Raw genomic sequence first — 17,554 nt, 5'->3', positions numbered from 1 at the left:
CTGTGGCTCCTGTAGCACCTGTCGCTCCGGTGGCGCCTGTATCACCGGTAGCACCTGTGGCTCCGGTTGCGCCTGTGGCTCCAATTGCACCTGTATCACCCGTTGCGCCCGTAGATCCTGTGGCTCCTGTAGCTCCTGTATCACCGGTTGGTCCTTTCAAACCTGGGGCGATAGCATCGATCGCAGCTTTTAATTGCCAAACGTTGACTGCGTCGGTATCTTGTGTACCAGCAGCAAGGTTGGTGATTTGTCGCAAACCATTTTCTGAGCCCACTGAAACCGCGCCAATAGAACCTTGAGCAAAGTTGGCCGTCGCATTATTGCCGGCAATCGGAGCTGCATAACCCGCAGCGATTACCCCACGATTTTCGATTGATCCTGCGCCAAGAGCAACGCCATTTGCATTATTTGCTGTAGCACCAAAACCTATAGCCACGGCATTATTCGCTGCAGCAACTACACCGGCATTTTTACCAATCGCAATTGAATCTACAGCTAGTGCACCTTTATTGTCCGCATTGCTGCCTTCTGTTGAATTAATGCTTAGATAACGCAGCGTAGCAGCTTTCAATTGTGACACATTAACCGCATCATCATCATCAACGCCATCTGCAATATTACTTAAGCGTGTAGCCGTTTTGGTAGTACCATCAAGATTGACAACGGAAACCAAAATATCTTCCGCTTCAACAGTATCACCACTGCCATCTGCTTGAGTGTTATAACTGCCGTCCGCCAGCTTATACACTAAAGTCCCATCTGTTTTGGTATATCTCAACAAGGTTTTAGCGGTGATGGTTACCGTTGATTTACCGGCGTCATTCTCATCTTTAACGGCAACATCGGTAGTGAGTTTATCACCCGAAACAAAATCAACCCGCTCGCCTGCCGCAACCGCACCCACTTCATTCGTTGCACCATCGCCAATCAACCAACCGCCGGCAACTTGTTTCAACTGCGCCACATTCACCGCGTCAGTATCATTGCTGCCTGCTGCGACGCCGGTGATTTGGCGCAGAATGCCACGAGAAACATCGCCGACACTAACCGCACTTAGAGTGGAAACAAAGGCGTTGCTGTCTTTAACAGCATTTAACGCTTCAAGTGCGGTTTTGACTTTGCTGCCGTCAGTAGCCGCAGTGATTGCAGCAGCTAAAGTGGTGTTATCAATCAACAGTTTTTCAAATTCTTTGCGTTCATCAGCGCTAAGTGCAGTGATTTCTGCAATCGTTTTAGTTGAAGCAGCTTTAGTCGCTGGATCATAGCCCGCTTGATTCGCCGCCGTTGCCGCATTTGAACCTGCCCCTAACGCCACGCCGTTGGCTTGCGACACCAAAGTGCGGTTGCCGAGCGCTAAAGCACCTTCGTTTGCTTCTGCAATCGTAACATTATTGCCCACGACAAAACTGTTGGCGGTATTGACGGTGTTGTTGTTACCCAAAATATACGAACCTTCGGCTTTTTCGCCGATAATATTTGGATCACCAATTGCCCCGGCATGATTGGCGTTCACCCTGTTGCCTCTACCAATCGCAATCGATTGATCACCGCCTGCTATGCTGCCGTGCCCGATTGCAAGGCTTTCGTTGCCGCCCGCATGACTAGCACTACCAATGGCAACAGCATGCTCACCTTTGACGTCATTTTGACTCAGTTTCATCAGTGACGCCACAATGCTACCATGAGAAGAGCTTACTACGCTTTTTAATGTTTCCTCAGGAAAATCTGGATACATTTTTTGTAATTCAGCACCATATTTAGCCCATATTGCGTCAACTTCGGCAACTCGCTCAGCCCCACGCTTGTTCATCATAGCGTATTCAGCAATTTCTGGGTTTCCTGTTCCGGCACCTTGTCCAATTGCAATCGAAGATAGCCCGTCAGTAGCGGAGTTCGCACCTAAGGTGACCGTATTTCGGTTGCGGGCTGATGCCTGATTACCAATCGCAATAGTATTAGTATTCATATCTAATGCCGATAATTTATCAGGGTCTACTTTTCCGATGTTGTCAATAGCATCTGCAAAGAAACGCCCCTGTTGGAATAGATATCCACTAAAAGTATTACCCAAGAAAAAAGCGTCATAGTTAGAAGCACCCATTCCTAACGCAATGTTGTTACTTCCCAAATGATTTGCCAGCGCACCACTTCCAATAGCAATATTATCATTTCCACGGACATCTACGCTGTCATTAAATCCTTTAGTATTAATGTAAGTATTGTAATTACCCAACACTCCACCAGTGCTATTTATATTTACATTATTAGTGTTAGTATTTGCAAAACTATCACGCTGTTGACCCGATGACGTTCCTGCCCCATTAACATATTTTAAACTCTCATTGAATACATTTGATATTTTTTTATCAGTATCATTCACAATAACGTCGACACTGCCATTAATATTGACACTATTCAACTCATTAGAAGCTCCAACCTTGCCAATCACAACACTACCGGCACCTTTAGCACTGTCATTATTGTAATTATCACCTTTCGTGCCACCATCATTGACACTAAAATAATGAATCTTCGGTGTCGCATCAACCGCGGTTTGCACAGCCTTCAACTGCGCCACATTCACCGCGTCAGTATCATTGCTACCAGCTGCGACGCCGGTGATTTGGCGTAGGATGCCTAATGTCGGGTTACCCACGCTCAAGGCGCCGGCTGTCGAAATGAAAGGGTTTACATTATTGTTCTGTAAATTTTTTAAAGCACTCACAACTTTGTTGCGTGATTCCTGAGTCAGATTTTGACCAACAAATTGTGGCGTTGTTGAGCTAAAATCTGCAATAATAGCTTGAAGCGAATTTAACCGTCCATCTACCGGGTCAGAGCTGAACGCAAATGCTTTTTCTACCTCTAATAATTCTTCTGCATTCAATTGTTGTAATTCGGCTAACGTGTCGGTCTGCTCTCTTGTTAAGGTATCACTAGCAAGTGGTATATAGCCTTGCCCCATTGCTGCGGTGTTCGCTCTGCTGAAACGCCCTAGCGCAATACCGTCATTCACTTGAGAAGATGCGGTTGCCCCCAGTACAATAGAGCCTCGACCGTCAGCAGCGGAATGCGAGCCTGCAACTATAGAAAGATCAGACATTACTGTGACATTTAGCCCTACTCCAATTGACTCTGAACCCAATACCTTTACATTATGCCCCAATGCTACACTGCCTAGACCATTCTGCAAATCAGAAGAACGACCAACCCGACCTTGACGATAACCATAATTGAGATCAAGTAAATAACTGTCAAAATCTGCTTTATCATTTTTGGCAATAATTAGATCAATTGCCGCATCTTTAGTGGTAAATCCCCCTAAATTACGCGAGGCCAAATAGTTTTTTAAAATATCATCAGGTACTGATGTTCGGATAAGATTTCGATCCAAATCAGTCCGTAGTATTAACTCCAAAAGTCTTGGATTTCCTACAAGGGTATCTGCGCCAATTGCAGTACTCACAGGCATCAGAGCTCCCATGTTATCACTATTATAATTATGCAGAATCTTAGGGCTGATGTCTTTATAATATTCCCGTAACGGTTTTCCACCCCAAGTCGGGTTTACACTCACATATCTAGTCTGCGCTCGTTTCAATTGTGCGACATTGACTACATCAGTATCTCGAGTGCCTGCTGCCACCCCGGTGATTTGACGTAAAATGCCGTTAGAAACATTGCCCACACTGACCGCACCAAGGGTGGAAACAAAGGCATTGCTATCTTTTGCCCTATTCAACGCCTCAAGCGCCGCTTTCACGTTGATATTATCAGTTACAGCAATTGCTGTCTCTATGTTACGGCTACTCACCAGCACGTTTTCAAACAGCTTACGCTCTTCCGGTGTTAACTCAGTGACTGCTGCAATCACCTGTGTCGGCACGATTTCACCGGTAAGCGTATTCACTCCGTTTCGACCGCCAGAAATTCCGGAATACGAACCACCACCAAGCGCCACACTGTTGTTAGCCCCAGCAATAATATGATTACCCAGTGCCACTGCACCATCGGCGACAATTTGAGTGTTACTGCCCAATGCCACCCCATCACTTCCGTAAATAGTGGCGTTATTACCCAATACAAAATTATTGCTTATCATATTCGGAGTTAGAGAATAAGCAGTGTTATTATTACCAAGCACGAAACTATTCGCTGAGATAATCCTATTGTTCGTTCCCAAAACCCCACTATGGTCGGCTTTCACAATATTGTCAGCACCAATTGCGATCGAGCGGATAGGCATATTGCTCGAATCGTTAACAAAATTGAAAAATGAATCGAAATACTTGCCACCCTGCTTTATGTCAGCCAGCGTAATATTCTCTTTTTCATTAATGCTATTTTTCTTTTTAAATGCAGAAGAATATTCTCTTAATATTGAACTTAAAAGCTGATCTGCATCATCACCACGCGCTAATTGGCTATATGCCGCCAGAATATTTGGATCACCAACGACTGCTCGATCACCTAGTGCAATCGAAGAGGTTCCGTCCGCATATGCTTGGCTGCCAATAGCAATAGCGCGGCGAGCGTTAGGTCGGGCAGCTGCACCGATGGCAATCGTATTGGTATTGAGATCATTGTCTTGATTACCCAGCAAGCTGAAATCCAAGCGGCTATTTAAACCATCGGTACTTTGGATTGCATTCGGGAAAAAACGAGCATTAAACAAACGGTTATTTAAATAATCACCATAAGCCCCGTCAATGGTGCCACCGGCGAAATTCCAAGAAGAAGCTCCCGCACCAATTGCAACATTTTGGCTACCGATTACATTGCTCAGCGTATTCGAACCCAAAGCAATATTGCGATTACCCACTGTATTACCCATGGTGTTAATATAAGTATTTTCACTGCCAAATCCCCACTCGCCGGTGCGATGGTTACCAATAGTTTGTAAATTAATTTTCACATTGGCATTTTGGCTGTTCAGTGCCCAGTTAATTTCAGGGCGATTACGGTCCACAATCTGCAAACTTTCCATCAGTTTGCTACCATTGGTCAGATTAGGCAGAATATCAGTAACAAAATCACGACTGTCTTTCATCTGCGAACCAATATAAACACTGTTATTATCCGCCACTTCCGCTTTACCAATAACTACAGAATTTAATCCTTTCGCGCCATCGTTATGATAGTTAATTTGATTCAAGGCACCATTTTGTGCCGAGGTAGTTGGAGAAATACTCACATAATGCGTCTGCGCCGCCTTCAACTGCGCCACATTCACCGCGTCAGTATCATTGCTGCCTGCGGCGACGCCGGTGATTTGGCGCAGAATGCCACGAGAAACATCGCCGACACTGACCGCACTTAGGGTGGAGACAAAGGCGTTGCTATCTTTAACAGCATTTAACGCTTCAAGTGCGGTTTTGACTTTGCTGCCATCAGTAGCCGCAGTGATTGCAGCAGCTAAGGTAGTATTGTCAACCAATAGTTTTTCAAATTCTTTGCGTTCATCAGCGCTAAGTGCAGTGATTTCTGCAATCGTTTTAGTTGAAGCAGCTTTAGTCGCTGGATCATAACCTGCTTGATTCGCCGCCGTTGCCGCATTTGAACCCGCCCCCAACGCCACGCCGTTATCAACTGTTACCTGAGTATTTGACCCCAAGGCTACGGCATGTTGCACCGGTGTGCCATTGGTTACGCTGCCGTCTGCAGCACGGCTGGCGCCGATATGTACGTTGTTACCCAATACAAACGCATTATTGGAACCAGTGCCAATGGTGTTGTTGTTGCCGACACTATAACTGTTATCGCCGTTGATAATGCTCGGGTCGCCGATGGCGCCGGAATTTTGCCCACGCACGGTGTTGCCGGTGCCGATGGAGATCGCATTTTTGCCAGCAGCATAACCGCCCTTACCGATCACGATCGAATTATCGCCGGTCGCAACGGAATTATTACCGATAACAGTTGCTGATTTGCCGGCTGTTTTGGCTTGAAGGATATCTCGTGCCAGAATTTGCATATCAGTGATACTTTTAACACCAAAAGGAAAAGGTTCATCTGCCTTTGCCATCACTTGTTTTACAAATGCTTCCCTGATCTGCTCCTGCGTATTGAGCAAAGAGACATCAACGCCTTCTTTCGCTAGCAAACCTTTATAAGTAGCATTGAATTTATCGATAGCATATTCTGCAGGAAGATCTATTATGGATTGACTATGCGACTTTTCCCATTCGGTCAGTAACGACATATTTTGGCTGAAAGAATCACTTTTTGCTGTCCGTAATTGATATAATCCGGCAAATACCGCTGTTCCGATAACGCCGTTATCAAACTCAGCAAGATGCTCCCCGGCAATACTACCGGTTCCCAATACAGTATTCTCTGCACCGCGGGAATAGTTTTCGCTACCAATCGTTATACTTCTCGCCCCGCGTGAGCCGATTGACTGACCGATAGAAACACCACGCTCGCCCGTTGTTTGCACATATTCCCCGATGGCGATCGACGCCAGACCTTGAGCCCCTTCGCCATCAATATTATTGGTGATCGCATTTTCCTCTTGTGACCAAGTATGCAGTGCCGGTTGTTTATTGCTCGGAGTGTTCACCACTCCGATATACGATTTTTCCAACGCTTTCAACTGCGCTACATTCACGGCATCGGTGTCTGCCGAGCCTCCGGCTACCCCAGTAATTTGGCGTAAAACACCATTTTTCGCATCTCCGATGCTTAACGCACCTGCTGTGGAATGGAATGCTGCCGAATCAAGATCTTTATTTTCCAAAAAGGCTTTAAATGCCGCCAACACTTTATCCGGCTGTGCATCTTGAGTGGAGCGGGTGGAATAGAACCAAGAGTTTCCTTCCTTCAAAATCAATTTTTCAACCTGAGCTTGATCGATAGGCACCTCTTTCCCCACACTGCTGTCAAAATAAGTGCCTTTTGCCAATAACGCCAATGCTTGTTGATACACTGCATAATCTGCGGCGTTTAAAGCCTCAATTGCTTCCATTTTTGGCGCATTGAGCGAGTTCAAAACACCTTTGGGATTATAGGCAGCATTCCCCGCTTTGCGGTCAGCTGCAGAACGGAAGCCTAATGCCACTCCGGCATCAGTGATTGCTTTTGCTCCTACTCCTAATGCCATTGAGTGTGTTGCAGTAGCGCCATTGTTATATTTGTTGGCGTACTCTGTGAAATAGTCATTGCTGCCATTGTCTAATATTGTGTCTTTATTGATACTGTAATATTGGGTGGTGGCGTCTTTGAGTTGCGCTACATTGACCGCATCAGTGTTTTCTGTGCCGGCTGCCAAGCCTTTAAGCTGACGTAGAATAATGCGTTCATCTTTTTCGTTACCAATCGAAACCGCTCCTGCTGTTGACATGGTGTTCAGCGTGCCATTAATGTTGGCTTTCGCCAAATCTTGCAGTTTTTGATTCAAGTTATTCAGTTCTTGTTCGCTTAAATCCGGATTATCTTGCTTGATTTTAGCTATAAATTGGTCATTATGCTCTTTCGATATCTCGCTTTCATAAGGGTATTGTAACCAGGTCTTGTTGATATAACGGTAAGCCAAAGCACCCAAGTCATCTACACTGATATCATTTGCCTCACTTCTTAAACCAGCCAAAATCGCCAGCTCTTTTTTGGTAAAACCAAATTGATTGATACTGTCGAAATTCATGCCGTCAACTACAAACTTAGGACGATTAGCAAAATGCCCCAGTTTTTCAGCTGTATCAGAGACGGAACCGGCACCGAGTGCTACACCTTCATTAACAGTCACACCGGTGTTAGCGCCTACCGCTACCGCACTCATTACCGGTGTAGTCGCTTGTCGGTCACGATCGATACCAACATTGGCGCTATTACCCAGCACAGTATTATTATGACCATCTTTAAGGTAAATATTTTGTCCGACTACCGTATTGCCAACACCGCCTTCAACCGCGATATCCTGCCCTAAAATATTGTTTTTCTGCCCTTCTTTAATTGTGATGTTTTGTCCAAACGCTGCATTATTATTGGTTTCTGTGCCGATAACATTAAATCCGCCAGCTACGCTATTTTCGCCAGCATAGAGTTGATGTCTGGTTGCGTAGCTAGCCTCGCTGGTAGGTGATGAAGAACCGTCGGTGCTAAGTAATGATTGTATTTGTGCGTGCTCAGCTGAAGAGCTTGCTATGAGTTTACCATTATCATCTAATAATAATGCCCAGACGCTTTGAGATGAGATCGGACGTTTATCGCCATTTGCTTCCAGTGCATAAAAAGTGCCGTCGGTGTTGCGGTATACTTCAATAGTATGATCATCAGACTGAACGTATTTCAGTGCCGCTGAAGCGGAAAGTGGCAGCCATAATGACAGAGCGGCAAGGCAGCACAAACTGAGATAACGCAATGGTGTTTTCCAACCGCACTTTGCCACTGTCGGCAATTCGCTTTCGTTAACCACTGTCGATTTGCCCTGACTGCGAGCCAATTCGGAAACCACATCAAAACGTTGTAAGGTTTTATTCCAGATAATTCTATAAACTTTATTCATTTTTTGTTCCTTTAATTACAATGGTATAACTACACTCTACACAACCACAATTTAGCAGGTGCTGACTTAAAAGTTTGTACAATTTTACTTCAAATAATGGACGATTCACAGACAATATTGACATTTTAAGTAAAATAATCCATCAAATATCACATTTTGAATTTTTGTCAGTAAAATTTAAGGTTATAACAATAAAAATCAACACAGCTTGCATAAAACGGAGTATATTGCTTTCAAAATAAGCTTCACGTATGCTAATTACCCTTGATAAGTCAACAAGCCACAGGGTAATTTGATGTTTGTGTCCCCCCACTCACTTGAAGAAAACATTGCAAAGGGCAACTATGACGCTGCATTTTCTGATCTGTTAGAAATATTATGGGTTTTAGAGCGAGATTATAATGACTTTGGCAGGATAGACTTGCCTATACCGCTAGCGGTGCGATGTGATTTTAAACAATCTACTCTCTATGGCTGCACATATTTAGTTGACTTAATCAAACAGCTGTTCACCCAAGAGGAATTTAGCTTGTCAGTTCAACAAGCCGTGCAGCTGCTGTCTTATCACAAAAGCTTAGAAATGCTGTTCTCAGCCTCTGCATATTGGAACAGCGATCATATTTTACGCACTTTCCATCGCCATGACATTGCAGTTGATTTGCAAAATTTTCAATTACGCAGTAATCAAAGTACTTACTTAAAATTTTTCTGTTTATATACCTTAGAGTCTGACATCAAGTTAGAGCTAGAAATATTATGGCAACTGAATGCCCCGTTTTGTGCTGCATTTTGCTTAGCATTATTGAGCCAACGAGCTGTTGCCGATTCAGACGCCTATCAAAAACGGCACATAATTTTACAATGGCTGCCGGAAAAATTACTAACATTAACTGACATTTCATTGCTACCTTACGGTATATTACATGATGTTTATATGCATTGTAGTTATGATGATGCAGTCAATAAACATTTGATTAAGCGCAGCTTAAACCATATCTTTCGTCTACATTTGCTGCAAGACGGATGGCGAGACCGCACTTTTTTATCTACCGGGAAAATCAATAATAAACCGATTATGTTAGTGCTGTTGGAACACTTTTCGACCGAGCATTCGATTTATCGCACCCATTCCCGCTCGCTGCTTGCCGCCAAAGCACGGTTTCATTTAGTCGGCATTGGTCGAGAACGCCATGTAGATCAAGCCGGTCGAGCAATATTTGATCAATTTGTTGAGTTGCAACAAGCCGGCATTCCTGAACAAATGGCACAACTGCGAACACTCGCCGAAAGTCTGAAACCTGCTGTTTTTTATATGCCAAGTTTAGGCATGGATTTAATTACATTGTATGCCAGTGTCGTTCGCATTGCAGCAGTGCAGGTTATCGCATTGGGGCATCCAGCAACCAGCCATTCCGATTTTATTGACTATGCACTGGTAGAAGAAGACTACACCGCTAACAACACTGCTGATTTTTTTAGTGAGAAATTAATTAAGTTACCGAATACCGCACTTCCCTACATTTCATCCGGTGCTATGAAAAAATATCCTGAACATCAATTCAGAGAAAATCCCAACGTTGTGCAGATCGGTATTGCCAGCAGTATTATGAAAATAAATCCACATTTTTTATCAGCCTGCCAAGAAATTCTGAAACGTACAAATACGCCAATTCATTTTCGTTTTATCTGTGGGCTCTCTTTTGGCAGCACCCATGTCTATTTGGATAAAGTGATAAAACGCTATTTAGGCAATTCAGCCACACTGTATAGTCACCGACCTTATGATGATTATCTGGCTGAGTTGAACCAATGCGATATGCTGATTAATCCTTTTCCATTCGGCAACACTAATGGAATTATTGACATGGTGCTGTTAGGGCTGGTCGGTGTTTGCAAAACCGGCTCTGAAGTTCATGAACATATCGACGAAGGACTGTTCAATCGTTTGAAACTTCCCAAATGGTTAATCGCTTCAAATGTGGAACAATATATCACAAGTGCAGTCAAGCTGGCCGAAGACCATCAATTACGCTTAAGCATTCGTAAAGAATTGATTAGAAATGCCCCTCTCAAACGACTTTTTGAGGGGCAACCGGATATTATTGGTGAGATATTATGGCAAAAAACCGCACTTTCAATTTAATCCAGGAATTTTAGACATAGTAGATAAAAAATCACAGCCCTTAATAATCATGGGCTGTGAACAAACCCTTACTTTAAATCCTATTTCACTTCCGGCTCGCTGTTTTTCCATTTTCCTTCATATAAAACCTTGCCGGTTTTATCGGTGAGTTTGCCTTGTCCGCTAAACTCATTATTTTCAAAATAGCCGCTATACACTTTTCCGTCAGGAAAAATATACTCACCTTTTCCGTGACGTTTTCCCGCGTGGTATTCTCCGCTATATTTCGAGCCGTCTTTATAGCTATACGAACCACTCCCCGCTATGACCCCGTTTTTAAAGGTGCCTTGATAACTATCGCCGTTTGGAAATGTTAATGTTCCTTGGGTACGTTGATCATTATCATATTGACCGATATAAACTTCCCCGTCACTAAACGTGAATTTACCTTGTCCATGCCGTTTTCCGTCTTTTATTTCTCCGTCATAAACCGAACCGTCCGGAAAATTAATGATCTCTGCAAATGCACTGTAGCAGAATAGACTTAAAAGTGCGGTGGTAAGAAAAACGAGTTTTTTCATAATATATCCTTTATGTATGTTTATTCACATTCATTCACTTTAGTCATCGGTTTTACCGCTTGATTAATCATGCTTGCAACCTGTTTTTGATTATTGCCGGTAAATACTTTGCCACCTGTTGCCGTTGCAATGCAATTTGCAGCCTTAGCCCCACCGATATCGACGACATTTATTCTCAGACGTGGCTTTTGTTTTGAAATTTGCCGAGCTAAAGAACAAACATCGCCCGACTTACAATTATCTTCGCCATCACTGATAATCAAAATAAAAGCATCACGGTTTTTGCCATCAACCATTGCTGCCGCTTGTTGCAATCCGCTATAAAGCGGAGTTCCGCTATCTTCCCTCGACGGCAGCATACCATTGATTTTAGCCTTCAACGCACTACGTTTACCCGGCGAATAACGCCCTAAACGGGTTGCTGCCGGACATCGATACAACGATACCAAACCGATTTCAACATTGGGTGAGATATTATTAATAATTGAAGCCGACGCTTTTTTAGCTACACCCAATCGATTCGGTGAACGATACATATAATTGATTTCAGCCTCAGTTACGCCGTAATTTGTCCATCTCTGCTGGAAATCTTTAATCGTTTGCGGACTTTCCGCCAACGTCAAAAACATCGATGCCGAATTATCAAACACGATGACCATTTGCGGCGTTTTTCCCGGGTCAACTTTTGTTCTGCACTCTTTTGCTTTATTTACAGTCTCTGCTACCACAGGCGGTGGAAGTTGAGGTTCGATCTTTGCGATTTCCGTCGGCGGTAAAATCAATTTCGGTAATTCGATTTTCGGCATACTGGGTTCTAATTTAGCGACTTGCGGATATTGAATGTCTGCTTTAACCGCCCGTACCAACTCCAACTGCATTTGAGGTCGGAAATAGAACCACCATGCCAAAAATCCAAGTAACAATAGCAATAACGGCAGTAGCCACCAACACCAACGACGCGAAGTTGCAGCAACAACCGGTGGAGGGACGGCTGGCGCAATAATCGGTTTTGGCAGTTCTTTCCCCATGCCCCAACCGATAATCACCGGTTCACCATTGATCAGATAGACTTGGCTGGTATCCTGTTTTGTTGCGTCTACCAGTTTTTGTAACAATTCGGCTTGGGCGGGCTGAATTTTTCCATTGTTTTTTAATTCACCAGCCAAACGCTCTATAGATTGCAAACGTTGGCTAAGTAAGGTATTGATTCTGGAGGTAAGAGCCTTATCCTGCTCGCCGTTCTCCAGTAGATAAGGCTGTCCTTCCAACTCGGTGTACCATTCGACATAGTCCGCATGTTGTCTTGGGCGGGCAAATAAACTTGCAGTGCTCGGCGGCAAATGGCGCAGTAAAATTGACATCAGTTCGTCATATTGGCTGAAAAGCGCTACCGCTGAGGCATCACTCTCTTGTTTGGTTAATCTTGCCAGTCGTTGCATACCAATCCTTTCTTATACCAAATGCCTACTTCTTAACACAAAAATGCGTTTCTAACACAAGAAAATCAGCGGTTATAAATCAAGCTACCTCAAACATAACGTAACCTAAAATATAACCGCCTATTTTATCGGCTATAGCCCTAATGTTTTTTGCAGTTGCCCCAGTTTTTGCTGTAGCGCTTGCAATTCAACCTGCTTCTCGACTTCAGAAGCACTTGAATTGTTAGTTGCATTTAACTGCTTCTCCACCTCGGCAATTTGCGCTTGCAGATCCGATCGCCCTTTCGCCTTTTGCTTCAAATCCCGTGTAAGTGAATGTAGTGATTTGCTGAGCTTGGCTTGCTGGGCTTTTTTCTGGCTGAGCGACTGATTGACCGATTTTTGCTGTGCTTGAATATCAGCATAAATTTGGCGGAATTTTTTATTGGTTTCCTGCTCGTTCAATAAAATTTTCTCTTTTTGCTCAATCCGTTGATCATAACTGCCGGAAAATTTACATGCGGCTTTAGTAAACACATTCAATTCCACACTCGGATCACACTCATCGGGCGTGGCGGAACACGAAGATATCAGCGCTGTAACGGATAAAAGTGCGGTCAAGGCCAATAATTTTACTTTGTTCATAAGATTATCCTAATCTGATTGCCGTACGTTGCTTGGAAACCTCTCTCACCTGATTTTCCAACAGATTGATTTGTTTATTAAGCTGTGCAATTTGCGCATTTAACTTCTGCACATTGGCCCCGGATTGCTTCTCTTGTTTCGCCACATCACGCCAAGCACTCTCTTTTTGTTTCATTTTACTCAATTTATCGTAGAGATATTTAATATTACCATCAACTTGCGCCAACTGTTGTTGAGCCTGAGCTTTTTGGATTGTATTATTGTTAAGCTGTTTTTGTAAGTTATTTAATGTTTGTTTGTTTTGCGCCAACACAATTTTTGCCGAATTGGTCACGGCTTGAACTTGTGCAGTATCATTTTTTACATCATTAATCGTTGCATTAATCCGCTGCTCTTTGTTGGAATATTTTGCGCGTTGATCTTCTAAATAATAGTTTGCTCCCATTAAAACGCCACAACCGGCAACCGCACCAATCGCCGCACCGGCTACTGCATCTTCCGAGTCACCAGACAGCGCACCGACCAGACCGCCGAGCAAAGCACCGCCCAAAGCGCCCATTCCACATGAACTCCGCCCCGATTCACTGAAGAATTTGGCTTGCTGTCCCTGTGTCAATCGGCTATCAACATTGCTGCTTGAGCCGAGACCATCATTTTGACAACCGGTTAAAACAATACTTGCCGATAACACCAATGCGCCCAAAATTGTTTTGCTATTTTTGATTAAGTACATATATGCTCCTATTGGTTGCGTCACTTACTATTGCTTACAGTTATTTAACCACTCTTCACGATTTACTTTACCGTCTTTATAATATTGTTGCAAATGTTTCCAATAAAGATCAACGTATTCTGCTAAATTCGCCTTGCCTGCCAACTGCTTTTTATCCACTTGCGTCTGAACTGTTGCAATATTATAAGCTTTACTGGTACTCACAATCGTATCGGCATAATAAGTCAATACAAAATCACGCACGCCTTTTGCTTCCGCCAACACAGTCTTGCTTTCTTCGATCGCCGTCGGTTCACAAAGACCAATCGGCTCGCTACCCACCGGACAAGCCTGTGCAATATAATTTTGTGCAGCCACTTTTTGCTGATAATTAGCCTCTAAATCGGCAATATTAGTGCATAAAAACGCACCTAACTCCAACACAGAACGAATAGCGTGATCTCGCTGTTCATCACGAGACTGATTAGCAGAGCGCAATGCATCTTGTAATAATTTAAGCTCTTTTTTCACGTTTTCATTTTCGATATCATTGGTGATTTTTTCCAATTTTCCCACAATATTACTACCGCTACCGTGCCTATCATTTTTTAAATTATCATTACCAAGATTTTTCCATTCATTATCTATTTGTTTGATCCGATCACCCGAAGTTAATACCGGAGCGGCTACCACCACACGAAACCCCATATCCTTCGCTTTATCCGCCTTACCGTCAGCGGCATAAAACGGTTTCTCAATACGTAACGCACTGGATATTTCACTCTCAGAAGTGAGATAACTTCCACCCCGTACGGTAACCCCACCATTTTGTCCGTGATAACGATCCAGCTTGTTAAGTTTAAACGGATCAAGCATCATTTCGCTGGCATTGCCGAGCATATCGAACAGTCCTAACGGATTCGGCGCTAACAACCCGCCCAATTGCAAGCGCCCATTTGCCGATTGCGAGCCGGAAAACCACGCATAGGCCTTCAAGCCATTTGGTACAGGAAACGTGTTTTCTCTAAATTCGGAAGCTGAAACCGCAATACCGCCGCGTGCCGCATATTCCCATTCTGTATTGGTCGGCAGGCGAATAAAACCACTGACGCCATCTTCTTTCGGCAACTTATCCCGCTCATTTTTCATCAACCATTCATTGTATTTATGACTAAAATTCACCGCATCAAACCAACTCACATCAACGGCAGGCTGCCGCCCTTTCAGATTCGGCGACGGGCATTGCTCGTCCATCACCGCTTGATATTGCAATTGCGACACTTCATATTTTGCCATTAAAAAATACCGGTCTTGCGCCTTTCCATTATTCTGTCCACTAAAGCCGCCAGAGATATAATTCGGTGTAGAATGCTCAGCGAACGCCTCTGTGCCGCTATCGCTGCCCAACACGACAGACATATCGTCCAAAGGGGATTTTGTTCCGGTTTTCACCATTCGAAAAACCATGCTGCCATGACAAGGCATCGGCATGATCACATCCTCTTTATCCGCTTTGGGATTATAAAATTTTTCATCCCATTGTTCCGCCTGAGCTGCCGCACTGAACATAAAAAGTGCGGTCAACACTAGACGTTTTTGATTGAATAGCGTATTAAACATCACGTAGACTCTCCGCCGGTTGAATTTTTACAGCCCGAATACCGCCAATTCCCGCAACGATTGTTGCCATGCCCAATGCGGCAGCAAAAGCAAGACCAATATGATTTAACTGCAAACTACTGATAAAAATATCGGCGGATAAATGGCTCCCCAATACCGAATTGAATGCGTGACTACCAAAAAAGAATAAACAGCAGGAAATAACAAACGCTGCCGAACTGAGCAATAACGCTTGAATAATCAAGTAAACCACCACTGAGTGAGGTTTAAATCCGAGTAAACGCAACAAGGCAATTTCCTTACGTTTACGATCAATATTCGCCAAAAATGCACCGATGAGCGATAAAATACAGCCTAAAACCGAGGTAAAAGCAATCACGCCGAAAATCACATTCAGCACCCAATCGATGGCTTTGACATTTTCAATCGCATTGGCTTCAGTACGGGTTTCAATATTATTTTCACGCAATTTTTGCGCCAGCGGAGCAACGTCATCCAAACTTTTAGCATAAATTCTCGCTCTGGCAAACGATTCTCTAGCTTGAGTGCGCCCCCATTCTCCTTGAGCATCGGCGTCTTGGAAAAGTGCGGTTTGGTAACCGTCACGATAGTCTTCCATGGCAAGCAACACCGGAAGTTGTACAAAAGCGGCGGCGCGTGCAAATCGACTTTCGGGTAAAATACCTTCGACGCTTAATGCTACAATGCCGTTTTCATCGATATTATTCCGTTTTCGGCTGACGACCAACCGCACTTTATCGCCTGTTTTGGCTTGCAATTTTTCAGCAGAAAGCGACGATAGAATCACCCCGTTCTCTTGTTTCAATTCCAGTTGCCCTAACAACGTATCACCTTCGGCTGTCGGTAAAATTTCCACATTTTTTATAAAACGATTGGAACTGATATTGATATCGGCAGACGTGTTTAATGATCGGGTCAACGGAATCACAAATGCCGTTTCAGGCTGTGCTTTCAACCAATCAAACCATGCCTGTTTCAAATTTAAATTGCCGACAATTTTCACTTCCAAATTTTGTGGATTATTGGTCAGTTGTTGCTGCAATTGTGAAACCACGCCGTATTTTAAACTGAACAATAATAATAACGGTGCAATAACCGCAACCAAAGAAGCGACGATACAAAACGACACATTTCGGTCATAAAGCAAATCCAGCCACGCCAGTTTGGCTAGCAATCGATTGGACAATTTCAGATTATTCATACCGCACCGCCTGATTGCTTACCAAACACGGCACAACCGGCTGAGGTTAAATCAGCTTGCAAATACGGCAATTTTCTAGCGTTAATCAACGCCCGATCATGGGTGACCACCAACGCAGCAATATTCTGTTCTTGTACTAAATTCAGCATCAGATCAAATAAAATGTTTGCATGCTCAGGATCTAACGCCGAGGTTGGCTCATCAGCCAATAATAACTTGGGCTTATGCGCTACCGCCCGGATAAATGCCACCCTTTGTCGTTCGCCGATAGAGAGACGGTTGGGGTAAGATTCCAATAAATGGCTAAGATTCAGTTGCTGCACCAGATGTGAAATCCAATCACTATCGGCTTTGTCATTAAGCGTATTGTTATTGAGAATATTGTTCGGCAAGCAAATATTTCGTTTAACCGTTAAGAAAGGTAATAGCCCTCCGGTTTGGAGCATAAATCCCAGCGATGTCGCCCTTAGTGTCGCAAGTGCGGTTTGATTTTGCTGTAAAATAAGCGGGCTGATATCCTGCTCTGCGCCTAATTGGTAACGTGTCAGTCGAGTCGGTTTCAGAATCAAACCGATCATTTCAAGCAACGTACTCTTACCACAGCCGCTTGTGCCGCAAATAGCGACAACTTCGCCGCTATTTAACGATAAGTGTGGTAAGGAAACCGTAAAAGCATTATTGCCTACGCCACGACAAACAGACATGTTCTCAATATGCAGCATAATACGCTC

At 43.8% G+C, this 17,554-nt stretch carries 9 protein-coding genes; 1 reads left to right on the top strand and 8 read right to left on the bottom strand.

Annotated elements, in window-relative coordinates:
* On the bottom strand, positions 1-8,503 hold an 8,503-nt coding region (locus FHQ23_RS02735; protein WP_267963602.1), incomplete at its 3' end, for an ESPR-type extended signal peptide-containing protein.
* A gap of 295 nt (positions 8,504-8,798) precedes the next feature.
* Between FHQ23_RS02735 and FHQ23_RS02730 the strand changes: the two genes are divergently transcribed.
* Positions 8,799-10,646, top strand: coding sequence for an adhesin (locus FHQ23_RS02730; RefSeq protein WP_176552236.1), 1,848 nt, complete (start codon positions 8,799-8,801; stop codon positions 10,644-10,646).
* An 80-nt stretch (positions 10,647-10,726) separates the two neighbouring features.
* On the opposite strand, the gene FHQ23_RS02725 is transcribed toward FHQ23_RS02730, so the two are convergent.
* From FHQ23_RS02725 to FHQ23_RS02695, 7 genes are all read right to left on the bottom strand, one after another.
* The gene (locus FHQ23_RS02725; protein ID WP_139608742.1) at positions 10,727-11,206 is read right to left on the bottom strand and encodes an MORN repeat-containing protein; all 480 of its coding nucleotides are present in this window, start codon (positions 11,204-11,206) and stop codon (positions 10,727-10,729) included.
* A gap of 20 nt (positions 11,207-11,226) precedes the next feature.
* Positions 11,227-12,645: a VWA domain-containing protein gene (locus FHQ23_RS02720; protein WP_139612938.1), complete on the bottom strand. Its 1,419-nt coding sequence runs from the start codon at positions 12,643-12,645 to the stop codon at positions 11,227-11,229.
* Between the two features lie 132 nt (positions 12,646-12,777).
* Positions 12,778-13,269, bottom strand: coding sequence for a hypothetical protein (locus tag FHQ23_RS02715; RefSeq protein ID WP_139612937.1), 492 nt, complete (start codon positions 13,267-13,269; stop codon positions 12,778-12,780).
* 4 nt (positions 13,270-13,273) lie between these two features.
* A complete protein-coding gene (locus FHQ23_RS02710; protein WP_139612936.1) occupies positions 13,274-14,002 on the bottom strand; it encodes a hypothetical protein in 729 nt (242 codons plus the stop codon).
* A gap of 27 nt (positions 14,003-14,029) precedes the next feature.
* A complete protein-coding gene (locus FHQ23_RS02705; protein ID WP_267963601.1) occupies positions 14,030-15,601 on the bottom strand; it encodes an SUMF1/EgtB/PvdO family nonheme iron enzyme in 1,572 nt (523 codons plus the stop codon).
* Positions 15,594-16,823, bottom strand: a complete 1,230-nt coding sequence (locus FHQ23_RS02700) for an ABC transporter permease (RefSeq protein ID WP_139612935.1) — start codon at positions 16,821-16,823, stop codon at positions 15,594-15,596. Before FHQ23_RS02700 ends, FHQ23_RS02705 begins: the two co-directional genes overlap by 8 nt.
* Positions 16,820-17,545 (bottom strand): ABC transporter ATP-binding protein, encoded by a 726-nt coding sequence (locus FHQ23_RS02695; protein ID WP_139612934.1) that lies wholly within the window; start codon positions 17,543-17,545, stop codon positions 16,820-16,822. Before FHQ23_RS02695 ends, FHQ23_RS02700 begins: the two co-directional genes overlap by 4 nt.
* Positions 17,546-17,554: the final 9 nt, after the last annotated feature.

Origin of the sequence: Testudinibacter crocodili (assembly GCF_006228025.1) — a bacterium.
Classification (GTDB): Bacteria; Pseudomonadota; Gammaproteobacteria; order Enterobacterales; family Pasteurellaceae; genus Chelonobacter.
This window is presented reverse-complemented; position numbering and strand designations above follow the sequence as displayed.